The organism is Sphingobacterium sp. Lzh-3 (genome assembly GCF_046764375.1).
In the GTDB taxonomy this organism is placed as follows: Bacteria; Bacteroidota; Bacteroidia; order Sphingobacteriales; family Sphingobacteriaceae; genus Sphingobacterium.
In genome coordinates, this window is record NZ_CP177226.1 from 489,729 (window position 1) to 508,504 (window position 18,776).

The 18,776-nt window shown below is 39.3% G+C and carries 15 protein-coding genes; 10 read left to right on the plus strand and 5 right to left on the minus strand.

Going from position 1 to position 18,776, the window contains the following annotated elements; translation table 11 throughout:
- Positions 1-38: 38 nt before the first annotated feature.
- From ACLCDV_RS01860 to ACLCDV_RS01895, 8 genes are all read left to right on the plus strand, one after another.
- Complete coding sequence (locus tag ACLCDV_RS01860; protein WP_411972803.1) at positions 39-1,289, plus strand: HD domain-containing protein; 1,251 nt, start codon at positions 39-41, stop codon at positions 1,287-1,289.
- A 33-nt stretch (positions 1,290-1,322) separates the two neighbouring features.
- Positions 1,323-2,363 (plus strand): UDP-3-O-(3-hydroxymyristoyl)glucosamine N-acyltransferase, encoded by a 1,041-nt coding sequence (gene lpxD, locus ACLCDV_RS01865; protein WP_411972804.1) that lies wholly within the window; start codon positions 1,323-1,325, stop codon positions 2,361-2,363.
- A 140-nt stretch (positions 2,364-2,503) separates the two neighbouring features.
- Entirely contained in the window at positions 2,504-3,904 is a 1,401-nt protein-coding gene (locus ACLCDV_RS01870) for a bifunctional UDP-3-O-[3-hydroxymyristoyl] N-acetylglucosamine deacetylase/3-hydroxyacyl-ACP dehydratase (RefSeq protein ID WP_317668654.1), read from the plus strand.
- 10 nt (positions 3,905-3,914) lie between these two features.
- Complete coding sequence (gene lpxA / locus ACLCDV_RS01875; RefSeq protein ID WP_075990789.1) at positions 3,915-4,703, plus strand: acyl-ACP--UDP-N-acetylglucosamine O-acyltransferase; 789 nt, start codon at positions 3,915-3,917, stop codon at positions 4,701-4,703.
- 17 nt (positions 4,704-4,720) lie between these two features.
- Entirely contained in the window at positions 4,721-5,350 is a 630-nt protein-coding gene (locus tag ACLCDV_RS01880; RefSeq protein WP_317668653.1) for an ABC transporter ATP-binding protein, read from the plus strand.
- Positions 5,351-5,650: 300 nt separating this feature from the next.
- Positions 5,651-6,211, plus strand: a complete 561-nt coding sequence (gene efp / locus ACLCDV_RS01885) for an elongation factor P (protein ID WP_046674772.1) — start codon at positions 5,651-5,653, stop codon at positions 6,209-6,211.
- 261 nt (positions 6,212-6,472) lie between these two features.
- Positions 6,473-7,054, plus strand: coding sequence for a 5-formyltetrahydrofolate cyclo-ligase (locus ACLCDV_RS01890; protein WP_411972805.1), 582 nt, complete (start codon positions 6,473-6,475; stop codon positions 7,052-7,054).
- A gap of 250 nt (positions 7,055-7,304) precedes the next feature.
- Positions 7,305-9,047, plus strand: coding sequence for a hypothetical protein (locus ACLCDV_RS01895; protein ID WP_333576899.1), 1,743 nt, complete (start codon positions 7,305-7,307; stop codon positions 9,045-9,047).
- Positions 9,048-9,123: 76 nt separating this feature from the next.
- On the opposite strand, the gene galE is transcribed toward ACLCDV_RS01895, so the two are convergent.
- Both galE and ACLCDV_RS01905 read right to left on the minus strand, forming a co-directional pair.
- A complete protein-coding gene (galE, locus tag ACLCDV_RS01900) occupies positions 9,124-10,155 on the minus strand; it encodes a UDP-glucose 4-epimerase GalE (protein ID WP_317668649.1) in 1,032 nt (343 codons plus the stop codon).
- Entirely contained in the window at positions 10,155-11,147 is a 993-nt protein-coding gene (locus tag ACLCDV_RS01905) for a UDP-glucuronic acid decarboxylase family protein (protein WP_317668648.1), read from the minus strand. Before ACLCDV_RS01905 ends, galE begins: the two co-directional genes overlap by 1 nt.
- Before the next feature lie 65 nt (positions 11,148-11,212).
- Between ACLCDV_RS01905 and ACLCDV_RS01910 the strand changes: the two genes are divergently transcribed.
- Complete coding sequence (locus ACLCDV_RS01910) at positions 11,213-12,457, plus strand: 3-deoxy-D-manno-octulosonic acid transferase (protein ID WP_411972806.1); 1,245 nt, start codon at positions 11,213-11,215, stop codon at positions 12,455-12,457.
- Between the two features lie 86 nt (positions 12,458-12,543).
- Here the strand turns inward: ACLCDV_RS01910 and ACLCDV_RS01915 are convergent, their stop codons facing one another.
- Positions 12,544-13,995: a glyceraldehyde-3-phosphate dehydrogenase gene (locus ACLCDV_RS01915; protein ID WP_411972807.1), complete on the minus strand. Its 1,452-nt coding sequence runs from the start codon at positions 13,993-13,995 to the stop codon at positions 12,544-12,546.
- A 134-nt stretch (positions 13,996-14,129) separates the two neighbouring features.
- Entirely contained in the window at positions 14,130-15,257 is a 1,128-nt protein-coding gene (gene hemW / locus ACLCDV_RS01920; RefSeq protein WP_317669760.1) for a radical SAM family heme chaperone HemW, read from the minus strand.
- Between the two features lie 376 nt (positions 15,258-15,633).
- Between hemW and ACLCDV_RS01925 the strand changes: the two genes are divergently transcribed.
- The gene (locus ACLCDV_RS01925) at positions 15,634-16,755 is read left to right on the plus strand and encodes a glycoside hydrolase family protein (RefSeq protein ID WP_317668645.1); all 1,122 of its coding nucleotides are present in this window, start codon (positions 15,634-15,636) and stop codon (positions 16,753-16,755) included.
- A 102-nt stretch (positions 16,756-16,857) separates the two neighbouring features.
- Here ACLCDV_RS01925 and ACLCDV_RS01930 read toward each other — a convergent pair whose 3' ends face one another.
- Entirely contained in the window at positions 16,858-18,735 is a 1,878-nt protein-coding gene (locus ACLCDV_RS01930) for a M1 family metallopeptidase (RefSeq protein ID WP_317668644.1), read from the minus strand.
- Positions 18,736-18,776 lie beyond the last annotated feature (41 nt).

Here is an 18,776-nt window from a genome sequence, read left to right on the forward strand (position 1 = left end):
ATTTATAGTGTTGATGATCGTATTAATTTGTCTCCACATTGAACAAAAATAAAATTATTAATGATCCGGTATATGGATTTGTCGCTATTCCTACAGGATTGGTCTTCGATCTAGTGCAACATCCTTATTTCCAAAGGCTCCGCTATATTAAGCAGGTGAGCATGACACATCTCGTCTATCCCGGAGCTTTGCATACTCGTTTTCAGCACGCCATAGGAGCGATGCATTTGATGTCGATGGCATTGGAAACTTTGAGGAGTAAAGGTGTTATAATTTCAGGGGATGAAGAGGAGGCTGTTCTGTCGGCAATATTGCTGCATGATATAGGTCACGGCCCTTTTTCACATTCTTTGGAGCATAGTTTGATCGAAGGCGTCTCTCATGAGCTATTGTCTTCCCTTTTAATGGATCGAATCAACAATGATCTGGGTGGAAGACTAAGTCTTGCAATTACAATCTTTAATAATAAATACGAACGTAAATTTCTGCATCAATTGGTGTCGAGCCAATTGGATGTTGATCGAATGGATTACCTCAACAGAGATAGTTTTTTTACAGGCGTATCGGAAGGCGTCATCTCTTTTGACCGTATCATAAAAATGCTCAATGTGGTGGAGGATGAAATAGTGGTAGAGTATAAAGCGCTTTATTCTGTAGAGAAATTTCTGATTGCGCGGAGACTAATGTATTGGCAAGTGTACTTACATAAGACCGTTATCGGTGCTGAACAGTTATTGATTAAAATTCTGCAGCGGGCAAAATATCTGACGGCTGCTGGCCATAAGCTCTTTTCTACTCCGGCGTTTCATTGGTTTTTAAGCCAGCAGGTTAACAAAACTAACTTTTTGGATGACCCGTTACATTTGGATTGGTTCACCCGTTTAGATGATACGGATATTATGTCTGCCATAAAAACATGGGAACGTCATGAGGATCCTATTTTAAGTACCATGTGCCAGCGCGTGATGAAACGTAATCTATATCGATCGGTCATGAGTAATAAGCCATTTGCTCCAGAGTATGTTGATTTAGTGAAGGCGAAAGTACAGACGGAGATGAATGTGGCTCAGGAGGACATCCATTATTATGTATTTACGCAGGAAATTCAAAACCGGGCCTATAATTCTTCCCAGGATCAAATTAAAATACTATTGAAATCGGGCGAGCTTGTTGACATTGCAGAAGCTTCTGACCTCGGGAATTTAGAAGCACTTTCGAAAAATGTAGCTAAATATGCTTTATGTTATCCAAAAGAGGTGGGATATGTTGCAATTACTTCCATCATGTAGTTATTTTTTAATAAAAAAACATAGATTTGTACCATGCAATTTACTGCTCAACAAATAGGGACATTATTAGAAGGACGGATTGAAGGAAATCCAGAAGTTACTGTAGGTAACCTTGCCAAAATTGAGGAAGGTAAAAAAGGCGATCTTTCTTTTTTGTCAAATCCAAAATATGAGCATTTTATTTATACTACCGACGCCTCGATCGTTATTGTTAATGAAGATTTCCACTTGACTCAAGCAACTAAAACGACATTGACGATCATACGGGTTAAGAATGCTTATGCTGCTTTCTCTACTATTCTGAATATGTATAATGAGTTTCGTCTTGACAAAAGCGGACGTGAAGAACCTCATTTTATTCATGCTGATGCTGAGATCGGTCAAGGAGGTTACATAGGTGCATTTGTATATATTGGTAGAGGGGCTTGTATTGGAGATAATGTAAAAATTTATCCGCAAGTTTATATTGGGGATAAAGTTACAATAGGAGATAATACAACACTTTATCCGGGGGTGAAGATTTATCACGATTGTAAGATTGGAAAAAATGTCGTAGTACATTCTGGCGTTGTGATTGGATCAGATGGATTTGGATTTGCACCGCAAGAAGATGGAACATATAAAAAAGTTCCTCAGATTGGTTATGTCCAAGTGGAAGATAATGTTGAGATTGGTGCCAATACTGTAATCGATAGAGCAACAATGGGCGCTACTATAGTGCGTGATGGTGTCAAGTTGGATAATTTGATCCAAATTGCCCATAATGTTGATATTGGAAAGAATACCGTAATCGCAGCGCAAACAGGTATTTCAGGTAGCTCGAAAATTGGAGAGCATGTGGTTTTGGGCGGTCAGGTTGGCGTTGTTGGGCATATCGTTGTTGCAAAGGGATCTCAAATCCAGGCTCAATCAGGAGTAAATAGATCGATCAAAGAAGAAGGTAAAAAGTGGGGTGGTACACCAGTGATGCCTTATCAACCGCAATTACGTTCTAATGTGATTTTTGCACGTCTTCCTGAATTAGAAAAGCGGATCCAAGAATTAGAAAAATTAGTAGAAAAAAAATTGAAATAATTATTTTTCATTGAAAATAAACTGTTCTTTAATTGTGATGAAATAATCATTCCTGAGTAAGCCGATGGCGAACATCGATATAGCTTAAAGGATAAAGGTTTTGTCAAAAGAAGTTTTGATTTAAAAATATGTTATTAGAAATGAATGTAAAACAGAGAACCATCAAAAACGAGGTTGAAATTTCGGGGGTAGGTCTTCATACAGGAAAAATTGTATCGATGACTATTAAACCCGCTCCGGAAAATCACTGGTTTAAGTTCAGACGTGTAGATTTAGAGGGGCAGCCAGAAATTTTGGTTGATGCGGATAATGTCACAGATACCTCCCGTGGGACGACAATAACGCAGAATGGGGCAAGCGTGAGTACAATTGAACATTTGATGGCATCGTTAATTGGTTTACAAATTGATAATGTGCTGATTGATATTGACGGCCCTGAAATACCAATATTGGATGGAAGCTCTGCTATTTTTGTGAAGTTGCTTGAAGAGGCAGGCTTTGAAGAACAGGATGCTGATCGGGATTATTACGAGATCTCTAATAATATCCATTACGCAGAGCCTGATCGTAAAGTAGAAATATTGGGCATGCCGATGGATGGCTATCGTATGACCTGTATGATCGATTTTAACTCGCCGGTACTCGGAAGTCAACATGCAGCAATAACATCGATTGAGGATTTTAAATCAGAAATAGCCTCTTCGCGTACCTTTTGCTTCCTGCATGAACTGGAAATGCTGGTTGACCATGGGCTTATTAAAGGTGGCGATCTGAGTAATGCCATTGTTATTGTTGATAAGGAGACTTCTCCTGAAGAACTACAAAAATTAGCGCATCTTTTTCATAAAGAAACCGTTGCAGTTGCGAAGGAAGGAATATTGAACAATAATCAATTGCGTTATCAAAATGAACCTGCCCGACATAAATTGTTGGATATGGTTGGAGATTTAGCGTTAGTTGGAAGACCTTTAAAAGGTCATATTATGGCTGCTCGTCCAGGTCATGCTGCAAATGTTGCCTTTGCAAAGAAGATAAAGGAGCAGATCAAGAAAGATAAAACACGTAAAAAAATTAAAGTTTACGATCCTAATATGCCTGCATTATATGATACGGTAGAAATCATGAAAATCTTACCGCATCGTCAACCCATGCTTATGGTGGATAAGATTCTTGAATTGACGGAAACACATGTTGTTGGTTTGAAGAATGTTACCATGAACGAAGATCTATTTATGGGACATTTTCCTGGAGCACCTTTATTTCCAGGGGTCTTGCAGGTAGAGGCTATGGCACAAACAGGGGGGATTTTGGTTCTGAAGACAGTTCCCGATCCTGAGAATTGGCTGACTTTATTCCTTAAAATAGAAAATGCACGTTTTAAAGCGCAGGTAACTCCCGGAGATTCTGTTATTTTTAGATGTGATTTGATGGAGCCAATTCGAAGAGGCATCGCGAAAATGAAAGGTGTAGCAATGGTAGGAGAGAAGATTGTGTGTGAAGCAGAGCTTATGGCACAGATCGTAAGAGTAAATAATAACTAAAGTAGTATAGATGATACAGCCATTAGCTTATATTCATCCCGAAGCAAAAATTGCTAAAAATGTGGTCATCGAGCCATTTGTAACCATTTATAAAGACGTCGTCATTGGTGAGGGCACTTGGATAGGCTCAAATGTGACGATCATGGATGGAGCACGAATAGGAAAAAACTGTAAAATATATCCTGGTGCGGTAATCTCTGGGGAGCCTCAAGATTTAAAATTTGATGGTGAGATTACGACAGCTGAAATTGGAGATAATACAACGATTCGTGAGTGTGTAACGATCAATAGAGGCACCAAGGATAGATACAAAACGGTCATTGGGAAAAATTGCTTGATTCAAGCATATAGTCATGTTGCGCATGATTGTGAAGTTGGAGATAATTGTGTTTTTTCAAATAATAGTACGCTTGCTGGACATATTACTGTAGGTGATTATGTTGTGTTAGCTGGAATGGTAGCCGTTCACCAATTTGTAAAAATTGGTTCTCATGCCTTTGTTACTGGTGGTTCATTGGTGCGAAAGGATATTCCTCCTTTTGTTAAAGCTGCGCGTGAACCTATTTCTTATGCGGGAATTAATTCTGTTGGATTGAGGAGAAGAGGCTTTTCAGAAGAGCAGATTGCCGAAATTCAGAATCTTTATCGAATCCTTTTTGTCCAAAATCGAAATCTGGCTAAAGCGATAGAAATTATAGAGGCTGAATATCAGGCTACAGAAATTCGTGATGAGATTTTGGATTTTATTCGCAATTCAGGCAGAGGTATTATGAAAGGATTCAATAATAGAGCGATGTAATCGCGTTATCGATTCTTGTGAATTTGAAAATTACATTAAAAGATATTGGTAGGAGGTATAACAATGAATGGATTTTTAGGCATATAAACTATACCTTCGAGTCCGGCAAGAGTTATGCCGTCCTTGGCCATAATGGTTCAGGAAAATCTACTTTTCTAAAAGTGCTTTCAAGTAGTTTGACACCCTCATCGGGTGAATTGATCTACACGGATGGAGACCAAGTCCTAGGTGTGGACACTATATATCAGCAGTTGTCTCTCGCAGCTCCTTATGTTGAACTAATCGAGGAGTTTACTTTAAATGAGCTTATTGATTTTCATTTTAAATTTAAAAATTATCTTCCTTCTTTTGATAAAGAAACAGTTGTCAGCTTATTGGGATTGGAGCATGCGCTTGACAGGGAGATACGATTTTTTTCATCAGGTATGCGTCAACGGGTAAAGCTAGCCCTAGCTTGTTGTTCTGTATCTAGCTTGGTATTGTTGGATGAGCCAACAAGTAATTTGGATAGTGCCGGTGAAGAATGGTACCTAAATTTGATCGATCGAACAAAATTAGAATCCCGAATACTTGTCGTCTGTTCAAACCAAAAGAAAGAATATGAATTCTGTGATGAGATGATATCCATTCTGGATTTTAAATCCTAAATCTTCTATTTTTCATAGCATTTCATGCACAGCCCTTAACGATAACATCCTAGTATCACGTTTTCTTTGAAGCCAAACCGGTACGAATTGTCGTCTTTATAACTGCGTCGATATTTTTTGGTAAGTGTTGTGAGGATGTTATTTGTATTCACCTTTTTGAAAATATAGAGGTGGCTCCTGTTACCATTGAAAACAGTTATTTCAATAAAAAAGTAGCGAATGAAATTTTAATAACACAATTAGTTTTTGTACTTTTGACGACTCAATAATGAGATAACCGTTTAAAGTTCAATTCAAAGAATGGCTAAGGCATCAGAGGTAAAATCAGGAAATATCTTAAGATTTAACGGAGAATTAGTATCCGTAGAAGAATATATACACCGTACACCAGGCAATTTACGTGCGTTTTATCAAGCGAGAATGCGTAATGTTAAAACGGGTAAGTTAGTTGAATACCGTTTTAGAGTTGACGAATCTGTAGAAATTGCACGTGTAGAAACTAGCGATTATCAGTATTTGTACGAGGATGGAGATTTCTTCGTGGTAATGGATAACAATACATACGAGCAATTCAATATTCCTAAATTTTTATTTGGTGATTCAGCTCGTTTCTTGAAAGAGGGCATGACTGTAATTATTGCTTTTGAAAGTGATGAGCCTATCATGGCAGAAGCTCCAAAAAGTGTTGAGTTAGAAATTACATATACTGAACCGGCTGTAAAAGGAGATACGTCTACAAATGCACTGAAAAAAGCAACTGTAGAGACTGGTGTTGAAATTATGGTACCGTTGTTCATTAATCAAGGTGAGAAAGTAAGAGTTGATACGCAAACAGGTAATTATATCGAGCGCGTAAAATAATAGTAAGATTTTAGGTTTAGGTTGATTATTCGGTCTTGTTAGCGCTCGCTACAAGGCCGTTTTTTTTATCTTAATAAAATTTGATAAATTTAATTTGGGGACATTTTCGATATCTATCAAGGCTTCGACTCTACCTCATGGTTTGTGTCAATGCTATTGATGAATATATTGTTCTTTGATTATCGTTGGATGGACCAACTTATAATGAGGTCTCTTTAATTTTTGTCAATGGGAATGGAATGTTAAAAATATTTTTTACAGATGAAATCGAAGGAAGAATTAAGACTTGAGTATAAAGTTAAAAGATGTCAATTGTCTTTGGCGATAGAAACAACCCTTAATGAAATGCTGCTTACCCAGTTTATGAAAATTGACCTCTCTAAAGTTGGTTTTTTACATATTTTTATTCCTATTGAAAAATATCATGAGCCCAATACTTATGATATCATAAATTATATTCAAAAGTTTTTTCCTCAGGTAAAGATCGTCGTTTCCCGGTCCAATTTTGACGATTATTCGATGCAGCATTATGTATTAGATGAACATACCATATTCGAAAAGAATTCATGGGGAATTTCAGAGCCAATTTCTGGTGTCGAAGTAGACCCTTCGGCTATTGATATGATTGTTGTTCCTTTATTGGTCTTTGATCTTTTCGGCTATAGAGTAGGTTATGGAAAGGGGTTTTATGATCGTTTCTTCTCACGTTGTAAAGCTGACGTTCAACGTGTCGGACTGTCTTTTTTTGATCCGATTGACCTTATCTCGGATAAAAATGAACATGATGTTAAGTTGACGGAGGCTGTTACCCCAAATCATATTTATCATTTTGATAAGGAATAATATGGATTCAAAAGAATAATCTTTCCGCTCTTTTGGCTGACTGCCATGCTTTCAAATAAGCGACTTCTTTATTCGAACGGTTAACATTAGTAGATTATTATTTGTGTACTATTGTTGTGTTAAGTAGGGTATATAACGTGTAGTTATGCCTCATTTTTAGGATAACTCTATTGTTAGTTGATTTTGTCCCATGGTGGTTTAATAGAAATTATTTTTTATTTTTAATGCGAAATTCAATGCCTGCGCCGATATGTCCAGATTTTTTCTAATTCTTTTTTTGCTAACCATTATGCCCTGTCATAGTGCTATCGGAATGGATCTCATGGATTCCAATTCCTCGATAGAAGAAAAGAATTTTTACGAAACAATTATAAAAGAATCCGAGCAACATCAGTCCTCTAGTCTGACATTGAGCAAATATCTTGCTCCATATTTTAGTCAGGCGGTACGAAAAAATGATAAAGCACTTCTGGCAATCTATTATTGTTTGTTGGCAGATCAGTCTTTTAATGACGAAGGTACAAGAAATAGTTTTAGCGATAAATACTATCTGAAAGCATTGGATCTGGAAGAGGGGTACAGCTATCAAAATGTAAAAACCTGGGTCAAGGTTATGTATGGATTTTATCTGTATCGATGTTTAAAAGCATCTGAGGCTTTGCCATTTATCCTGGAAGGAGAAAAAGGCCTCGATGATATTCCAAAAGAACTTGTCTTAGACCTAACGCAGACCTATAAAAAGCTAGGGTATTTTTTTGGAACTTTAGGAGATTATACTTCTGGGATCAAATATTTAGATTTAGGACAGCAACAGGAGCTGATCTCGCCTCGGTTGAAAGCAGAAATTTTGGATAATTTGGGGGTATTGACCCTTAAAAGTGGGGGAGATACTTTGCAGGCAATGAAAAATTTTGAGCTTGCTCAGACCTTGGCGCTTTCCGAAAACGATTCTTTACGCTATGCAAAGATTTTGGGTAATCAGGCGGCTGTATTTGAAGGGATGAAAGACTATCGCAAGGCCTTATCACTCCTAGATAAGGATCTTGAAATTTCTAGATCATTAGGTAATAAACGAAATACGATTTTCGCTTTAATGATGCGTATTCGGCTAAACATTGCCCGGCAAGAAATAACGGATGTTCGTCAGATGATTCGAGAGGCAGAATCACTTTTGCTAGGTTCAGATGATAAGAAAACAATATTAGAGCTTGAAGTCCATAAACTGAATTTGGCCATTCAGAACCAAGATGCTGTACGCGAATTAAATGCGCGTAGACGGATTGAACGTCTGCAGGACTCCCTGCGATTTTTGGATGGTGATCCAGTACTATCTCAATTGAAGTTTATGGCGGATAAACAGAAATATGCGGATAAATTATCCTTGGCACAGGCGGTGATTAAAAATAAGCAGGCCGAAAGAAGATTGTGGTTGATATTAAGTTTACTCGTCTTAGTTTTATTTTTCTTTATTTATAACGCCGTTCGGTACCGGGCGAGAAAACGTATTCGTGATTATGAATATCAGCTGCTCAACCTGAAGTATACGAAGGCCGAATTGGATAGGGAATTGGTAAGTTCCAAAAGTCAAGTAGAAGAATATGTGGCTTATCTTAAGCGGAATAACGAACAGATCAATGTACTCTCTGCGATGCTCGAGGAAAGAGGGAATGTGGTTGAAAAAGATCGAGATGAGCTGAAGCTTTTATTACAGTCACATTTGATCACGGAGGAAAAATGGCAGGAATTTAAGCTTTTGATCGTGAAAGAATTTCCTAATTTGCTGCAAGAGATACAATCCAAGTTTTCCGATATTACTGAATCCAATTTGCGCGTAATCGTACTTATGAAATTGGGGCTTAATAATAAGGAAGTTGCCAATGTGTTGGGGGTAACTCCCGACGCCATCAAAAAATCAATGCAGCGCTTGAAAAAGAAGCTCGGGGACCAGGCCGGAGTACTTATGGAATATATTTCCGATAAGGAGCTGGTATAGTTTGATGCTAAGGACTGGGGGGCTATAAAATATAAAAAAGGGCTATTCAACTTTGCTTGAATAGCCTTTTTTGTTTTTAATCCAATGGATTTTCCTTCAGATTTTTTTCCCATGCCCAGGCAGAAGCCATCATTTCATCAATACCAAGTGCTGCTTTCCAATGCAACTGATTGGCCGATTTAGTGACGTCCCCGTAAACCTTGATGATATCTCCGTCACGACGTGGACCAAATTCGTAATTTAGTTTTTGTCCTGAAGCTTTCTCAAAAGCCTTGATCGCTTCAAGGACAGAATATCCATTTCCGGTTCCCACATTAAAGACATCATATTTTCCGTTCGGGTTGCCTTGCTCCAATAATCTGATTGCTGCAACGTGAGCTTTTGCTAAATCAACAACGTGGATATAGTCGCGGATACAAGATCCATCCGGTGTGTCGTAATCAGAGCCAAATACCGTTAATTTTTCTCTTTTTCCAATGGCTGTTTGTGTGATAAATGGAAGCAGGTTCTGAGGAACACCGTTTGGTAATTCACCGATCAGTGCCGACTCATGTGCACCTACAGGGTTGAAATAACGGAGCGCAATAATATTGTAGTTGTCATATGCAGCAGCAGTTTCCTGTAAAATTTCTTCAGCAATTTGTTTTGTATTTCCATAAGGAGAGGTTGCCTTTTTCACAGGAGCGCTCTCGTCTACAGGTAAGTAGTCTGGCTCACCATATACGGTACAGCTTGAAGAAAAGACAAAATTAATAGGCTTATTTTGATATGCCTCTAATAAGTTAATTAACGAGAAGAAATTGTTGTGGTAATACTTCAAAGGCTTCTGTACAGACTCGCCTACAGCTTTAGAAGCTGCAAAATGGATAATGCCTGAGATATCAGTATTGTTTTTTACAAATTCATTCACGCGGTCTGTGTCACAAAGGTCAAACTGGTGAAATTCAGGTCTAACGCCGATGATCTTCTCAATCTGATCCAAAATTTTGATGTTTGAATTAGACAGATCATCCACGATGACAGGTACATATCCTGCTTGATGTAGTTCGACCACTGTGTGCGAACCGATATAACCTGTTCCTCCTGTGACTAGTATTTTTTTGTTCATTATTGTTGATTATAGTAAGTAAAGTCTTTATGTGATAAGGTATCCAAAGGGATCTTTTTGTAAAATTCTATGGTTTTTTTCAATCCTGTTTTTCGGTCTACTTGAGGTTCCCAGGCTAATTTTGATTTGGCCAAGCCAATATCAGGTTTTCGTTGTTTGGGATCATCGATTGGCAATGTTTCGTAGATAATTTTACTCGAACTGCCGGTCAATTCGACAATTTCATGGGCCAATTGCAGTAAGCTAATTTCGTCTGGATTACCAATATTTATAGGTGTTGCACATGCCGAATGCAACAAGCGAAAAATGCCTTCGACCTGGTCGTCAATATAACAGAATGATCGTGTCTGTGAACCATCCCCAAAAATCGTGATGTCTTCGCCGCGTATCGCTTGTGCGATAAAGGTGGGGATAGCTCGACCGTCATTGAGACGCATTCTGGAACCAAAGGTGTTAAATATTCTGACAATACGGGTCTCCAGACCGTGTGCATTGTGATAGGCCATCGTTATTGCCTCTTGGAAGCGCTTCGCTTCATCGTATACACCGCGAGGTCCCACGGGATTTACATTGCCCCAGTAGTCCTCGGATTGTGGTGAAACCAGTGGATCGCCATAAACTTCAGAGGTGGAGGCTACCAAGATCCGTGCTTGTTTAGCACGCGCTAGGCCCAAGAGATTATGTGTGCCCAAAGATCCTACCTTCAATGTTTGTATCGGAATTTTAAGGTAATCAACGGGACTGGCTGGCGAAGCGAAATGCAGGATATAATCCAAGTGCCCGGGAACGTGGACAAATTTTGAGACATCGTGATGATAGAAGTCAAAATTTTCCAACTTAAATAAATGGGCTATATTCTGTAGATCTCCGGTAATTAGGTTGTCCATTCCAATGACATCGTAATCTTCGGCAATAAAGCGATCGCAAAGGTGAGAGCCGAGGAAGCCCGCTGCTCCTGTTATCAAAATCCGTTTGCGATGTTTATTTTCCACTCAATGGTTCCGTTTAATGAAATGGGTTTAATATCTTTGACTAAGATAAACATTATTTTAAAAACATGCGTTTGCTTTATTCAATTGGAATCTTTCTTTATGGACTCTTACTGCGTATTTTGGCTCCTTTTCATGCCAAAGCCAAGCTCATGGTAGCGGGACGAAAAGACTGGTATTCGAGGATGAAACAAACGGTTGATTCTTCCCAAAAACATATTTGGTTTCACTTTGCTTCATTGGGGGAATTTGAGCAAGGAAGACCTGTCCTGGAAGCGGTGAAAAATAATTATTTGGATCATAAAATAATTGTAACATTTTACTCTCCCTCTGGCTATGAAATCAGAAAAAACACTGCTTTGGCCGATTATGTTTTTTACCTCCCCTACGATACTGCTCAGCACGCACGGCTTTTTCTCGACTTGATCAATCCAAGTTTTGCTGTGTTTACGAAATATGAATATTGGTATTATTTTTTTGAAGGCCTGCATAGACGGGGCATTCCCTTGTTTTTGATCTCAGCAATATTTAGACCCGATCAGATTTTCTTTCAGGCCTATGGTACTTTTTTTCTGAAAATTTTAAGTTATGTGACTTACTTCTTTGTGCAAAATGAAGAAAGTGTACGTCTTTTGAAAGAATTTGGGATACGGAATGCCGGGTTAGCCGGAGATACACGTTTTGATCGTGTAGTAGACATTCCTAAAAGCAGAAAAATGATTCCCGAGATCAGCCAATTTATTGGTGAAAATCCGGCCTTGGTTGCAGGAAGTACCTGGCCCGAGGATGAGCAGGCGCTACAGGAATTGCTTCTGGATAATTCAGACTATAAGCTGATCTTGGCTCCGCATGAAATTAACGAATCACATTTAGCGAGCATTTTTAAGCTTTGGCCGAAGGCACTCCGCTTTTCGGGTATGGCTACCTACGATGCCGCAATAATAGCCGATTCAAAGATACTGGTTATTGATAACATTGGTATGCTTTCGTCTTTGTATGGGTATGGCCAACTGGCCTATATTGGTGGTGGTTTTGGCGTGGGGATACATAACACACTCGAAGCCGCAACTTATGGCATACCGGTTCTATTTGGACCAAATTTCAAGAAGTTTCAGGAGGCGAAAGATCTTGTGCAAAATGGATCAGGTTTCGCCATTGCCAGTGCTAAAGAATTAAAGAAAGTCTTTGCTGTTTTGCAAGATCAGACTGTCCGTCAAAAGGCCGGAAAACTGGCCCGTGAATATGTTCTGCAGAAAGCAGGTGCAACACCGATCATTATGAAATACCTCAAAAGCAATCCTGTAAAAATATAAGCGGTAGCTGTACTGCCGCCGCCTATATTCCACCGGTTCCGCGTGATTTATTTATTCTTGTTCTTCTTGATGCTTTATACTGGTCCCTAATAATAGGTATACCTTCTTACGCCGGTAATATGACGAGATAAGCGCATTACCTGATGTGAATATCCGTATTCATTGTCGTACCAGACATATAGAATGACATTCCTGCCATCTGCCGAGACTATCGTCGCTGGAGCATCCACGATCGCAGCGGCAGTGGAGCCTATGATATCTGAAGAAACGAGTTCATCATCTTTAGAAAATTTAATCTGTTCGACAAGGTCACCCTGTAGTGATGCCTCTTTTAAAAGTGCATTGATTTCTTCGACGGTAGTTTTAGATTTAATTTCGAGATTTAAAATTGCCAATGATCCATTTGGTACGGGAACGCGAATGGCATTGGAGGTAAGTTTGCCCTTCAGGGAAGGCAATACTTTTGAAACGGCAGCCCCCGCTCCAGTTTCTGTGATCACCATATTGAGCGCTGCGGCACGGCCCCGTCTGGACTTCTTGTGCATATTGTCGACAAGATTCTGGTCGTTAGTATAGGAATGTATGGTTTCTATATGCCCTTTTTCAATGCCTATTCTATTTTCAAGGACCGCCAAAATAGGAGAGATTGCGTTGGTCGTACAGGAAGCGGCGGAAAATATCGCATGCTGTTGCACGTCAATATCATTTTCGTTGACTGCGTATACGATATTTGGAACACCTTTTCCGGGTGCTGTTAATAAAACTTGGGCGGCACCTCTGGATTTCAGGTGGCGACTCAGTTCTTGCTCATCTCGAAAAGCACCCGTATTGTCGACGACTAAAGCATGCTGTATTCCATAATAGGTGTAATCGATGTCCTCTGGCTGTTTGGCAGAGATAAGGTGGACGGTGATGCCATTGATAATAAGTGCCTGATTTGGAATGTCGACCTGTACGTCGCCTTCGAATGCACCATGTATGGAATCTGTTTTTAATAGTGCCGCTCTTTTCAATATGGACTTGCTATCATTGGCGTCTCGCGTTACAATGGCACGAAGGCGAAGCTGCTGTCCAGCACCGGCTTTATGCATAAGCTCTCGGGCGAGTAAACGGCCGATACGGCCAAATCCATAAAGCACAACATCGCGTGGTTTTAATTCCGCTTGTTGATTGATATCTTTTAATTCATTTGTAATAAAACTAGGCAGATCGTTGTTGTCAATAGGCTGTTTCTTGACCTGTAAGGTAAGTTTTCCGATATCGATACGCGCAGGTGATAGCGTGAGTTTTTCCAATACCTGTGCTGTGTGAAGGATGTCAAAAATATGGAATGGCTCGTCGGTAAGGAGGACGCTTTCCTTGATCAGGTTGAGAATTGAACTCGATTTTACATCAATGAGTTGATTTCGAAAAAAGACAAGTTCAATAGCGTGGTTATACCACAGGTTACTGACAATTTGCATTAAGCTTACGGCAGCGTTTTGTTGCTCTCTGTAACTTTTGATCTCTAAATCAAAAGATGGCTTGTGTGACATCATAATTTTATAATAGATTATGTTGCAAACATAGTACAAACCGCCTAGAAAATAGATTTATATTTTTATTTTCGTAATTTTTTGAATGTAAACACTTGTAATATTATTATTTTAATAAAATATTGGTGATTTATTTGTTAATCCTCTATTATAAATAATTCAGACATGATATGATCAGCCATTAATTTACCGGGATCCGTCAAGCGTAATTTGTTTTCTTCCAAAACGAGATTTTTCTCTCCTAGAAATGGTTCAGCATCCTTTAGGACTCGGTTTTTGACAGATTGCCCGAATTTGCTTTCCAGCGCAATCAAATCCAGTCCCCACATGGTTCTCAGCGAAGTCATGATACTTTCGTTGATCTGGTCCAGCGTAGAAAGCTCCTCAATTTCTAGGGGAAGTTGGTTTGAATTGATTGAGGTCATATATTTCGCGTTGTTGGAAACATTCCAAGCTCTGGAAGTTCCATTGAACGAATGTGCTGAAGGGCCTATACCAAGATAATGTTTGCCTTTCCAATAATTTGTGTTATGACGTGCATAAAGGCCATTTTTTGCAAAATTGGAAATTTCATATTGTTCATATCCCGCGGCTTTCAATGTATGGATAAGAAGACTCATCTGATCCGCTGCCTGATCAGAATCTATAGCTGGACTTAAGCCTTTTTTAATGAAGTGATCCAATGCTGTCTTATTTTCTACGGTCATGGAATACGAAGAAATATGGGGAATTTCAAAGTCAATCAGCTGTTGCATATTGTGGCGCCATTTCTCATCAGTCAACAGTGGGTAGCCATAAATAAGATCACAGGTAATATTTTCAAAGCCCGCATCTTGCACCCGCATGATAGAAGCCAGTGCTTCCTGCTGATTATGTGCTCTGTTCATCCATTTAAGATCCTCTTCAAAGAATGACTGTATACCTATGCTGAATCGATTGATTGCTGTATTCCGCAGACTGTTTACTTTGGCTGCATTTAGATCGTCGGGGTTTGCTTCCAACGTAATTTCAGCCTGATTTACGATGTCAAAATGCATTGCTATCGTATCGATGATCCGTGCGATCTCTTCAGCTTCCAATAAGGATGGCGTGCCTCCACCAAAATAGATCGATTCGACCTTTTTGTCTTCCAAATAGGCTGCTCTGAGCTCGATTTCCCGTCGTATGGCATTGATCATCTCACTTTTGTATTGTAGTGACGTGCTAAAATGGAAGTCACAGTAATGACAAGCCTGTTTACAGAAAGGGATATGGACATAAATCATGGGGACAAATATACCAAGACCTGACCAACTTCGCTTCTTATTCGTATTATTTCTTCTTTCTCGACGATATATCCAGAAATATTCGTCGGACTCTTCCGCCCGCACACGAAGTGATTTAAAAAGAAAGTGCAATAGGATGGAAGAATTATCTAAAAGAAGATTGATAACAAGCTAGTTATTCTTTATCTTGTTGTCAATATTTGTTAGTAGAAAGCACCAATATAACACCTAATTTCAGATGAAGGAGGAGTAAATTCAAAAGTTTCCTTCTAAAAAATAAAAAAGCTATCGGTACGAGTCGCGTGTAAATTATTTCATGGGAGCCTAGCAAATAGATTAAAAAACGAATTATTTTCTTCTAATAAATGTAAAACGTATGAAAACCTCTCGTCGAGACTTTCTGAAAAATGTAGCCTGTGTTTCTGGCTTCTTCATATTTTCAAACCATGGATATGCTTTGAGGGACAGTCTTGAAGACTCCTTTATAGATAAGTTATTACCGGCGCCAAAAGGAGGAGGATTTGCGATGAAAGATTATTGGATTTGGGATCCATCGGTCATAAAAGGAGAAGATGGACGATATCATATGTTTGCTTCGCGTTGGAGCAAACAATATGGCTTTGGTAATTGGGTGACAAATTCCGAAGTCGTCAGGGCTATTTCAGATACCGCTGAAGGGCCATACGAATTTGTTGAAGTTGTACTGCCTGCTCGGGGGAAGCAATATTTTGATGGCTGTACGACACACAATCCTCGAATTGTAAAAAATGGTGACTATTATGTGCTTTATTACTTTGGTAATAACTATGACGAACCAAATCCCTCTTTTACAGAAAATGTATGGGAGTCGGGCTTAGGCCAGAAAGCCTGGATGCATAAACGTATTGGGATGGCCTATTCCAAGTCAATTGCAGGGCCATGGAAAAGAGTTGATCAACCGATTTTGAATCCCCGAAAAGGGGAATGGGATGCCTCCATTACATCAAATCCTTCGCCAGTTGTCTTACCGAACGGAAAGGTTTATTTAGTTTATAAATCTTCTCCGGTAAATTATAATCCACCACTTTTATTGGGAGCCGCACAAGCGGATTCTTTCCTCGGACCTTATCGCCGTTTATCGGACAAGCCTATTTTTTCATTTCATACAGACCAAAACCATGAAAACGATGTAGAAGATCCATTTGTCTGGTATAACGGTCAGCAGTTTGAACTTATTATGAAGGACCGTTACGGAAAGATCTGCGGTGAAGAGGGTGGCGGAATACATGCTTATTCGAAGGATGGCATAGATTGGCATCTTTCGAAGTCTGTAAAAGCTTATTCTAAAACAATTCAATGGGATGATGGCACGACGAGTCATCAGGCCAATTTTGAACGACCGTTTTTACTATTTGAAAATGGGAAGCCTACTCATTTGTTTGCTGCTACAGGAGATGGTTCAGAGCCCTATCAATTTGAACGTACATGGAATATGGTTATTCCGCTTAAGGGTATATAATCCATGGAATTAAAAAAACAGCTTCCAAACCGCGTCGTATATATTTGGTTTGGAAGCTGCCTTGATTTTCCCATCTGTTCGGATAATGGGAAATATATGTAGTTACTTACTAAAACTGTTGTTTGCCGATTCTACATCCGCTAATCGCAATGAAGGATCAATTGTTACCGTTTTTGGTGTTTTCGACACATGGATAGTATAGTCGGGTTTGGTCCAGAACCAATCCTCAAGCACGGTTCTTTTGACACCTTTGTAAATGTCAAAATGCTCTTCCGGTTTTTCTCCACGCATTTCACGCAAAGGGATATAAAATAATTCTTTGCTTCCGTCGGTGTATTCTACCAGAATATCCAGTGGCATGGCAAAATTGGACTTATTGGCCAATAGGATTTCTGTATCTGTTACTTTTTCAATGGCGTAATCGATTTGACGTGTCGTATTGATAAACAGGTTGAAATACCATTTCAAGTTGATACCGGAAACATCTTCAGCCACGCGTTTGAAATCATTTGGTGTCGGATGTTTAAACTTCCAGATATCATAGAATTTCAAGAAGGTTTTTTCTAAATTTTCCTGACCAATAATATAACCCAATTGTTCTGCAAGCACGGCACCTTTGTTGTATGCTTCGTTGCTGTAGCCATAGTTGGTGTTATAATAATCTGCCAGTAAACTCATTGGTTCCTCTTTACCTGAAAGGGCCAATTTGTAATATCCACGGTAGGCTGCAATTTGTGGGTTAGATGCTATGGCACCTCTTTTTTCAAAGATATGCTGCATAGCCAGCTCTTCGACATAGGATGTGAAGCCCTCATCAAACCATTCATCTACGGTTTCGTTGATCCCAAACAATTGTTGGTACCAAGAGTGTGCCGATTCATGGAATATTACACCGACAAGGCTTTTTAGATTGCGGCCACCTGTGATAAGCGTAGCTGTACCATATTCCATTCCGCCATCTCCACCTTGAATGATGGTATAAGTTGGCCATGGATATTTACCAAACTTCGCACTACAGAAGTCAAAGAATTCGGTAGAAAGTCCTATTGCTGTTTTCCAATTCGAGATCACTTCTTTGTCTGTTGGCAAGAACACGGTATACACTCTTATGCCATTTTTACTTGAGGCGGAATCCACGACAAATTTGGGGTCTGCAGCCCACACAAAATCGTGGATATTTTGGGCCTTATAGTGCCAGGTTGCTTTATTGTCGACGGCTTTTACTTTTGCTTTTGGTTGATAGCCTTTAACATCTGATGGATTTTGAAGAACACCTGAGGCACCAACGACATAATTTTTATTGAGGTGTATGGTAACGTCAAAGTTGCCAAAAGGGGCAATAAACTCACGGCCCGTATATTCATCCAAATGCCAGCCGAATTCATCGAATTGAGCCATCTTCGGATACCATTGTGCCATAGATAGTGCTACACCTTCGGCCGAATTTCGGCCAGTTCTTCTGATTTGTTCCGGAACTTGTGCGGTCCATTCCATATCAAAACGTGCTGTTTCCCCATCTTGGATTGCAACTGGTAAAGTTACCTCCAAAATAGTTCCATCAATTTTAAATGTTGTGTTGGCACCATTGACTGTTAAGCTTTTGATTTTTTGATAACCAGTTTGGTTGGCTTTCAGCTCTCCGATACGGCTTTGATATACCGGTTTTTCTTTTGTACCCAAGTTAGTGACCATTCGCTTGTCGGGATCACTGATGTTTTTTAAGCGGTAATCCATCATCGATCCTGGTTGAAACGCATTAAAATATAAATGGAAATATACCTTTTTTAGTGACTGCCCTGAATTATTGCTGTACTTCAAGGTCATTTTTCCATCGTACTGATATGCTTTTTCATCCACGTTGACATCCATGTTGTAGTCAACTTTCTGTTGCCAGAATCCTTTTCTTTGGGCCTTCGCTACTGCCCCCCAAATATTTAATACACATGCAAGTGTAAAAAAGGATATTATTTTGATTTTCATGCCCCAAACTTACAAAATTGTCTCAATAAATGGCACTTAAA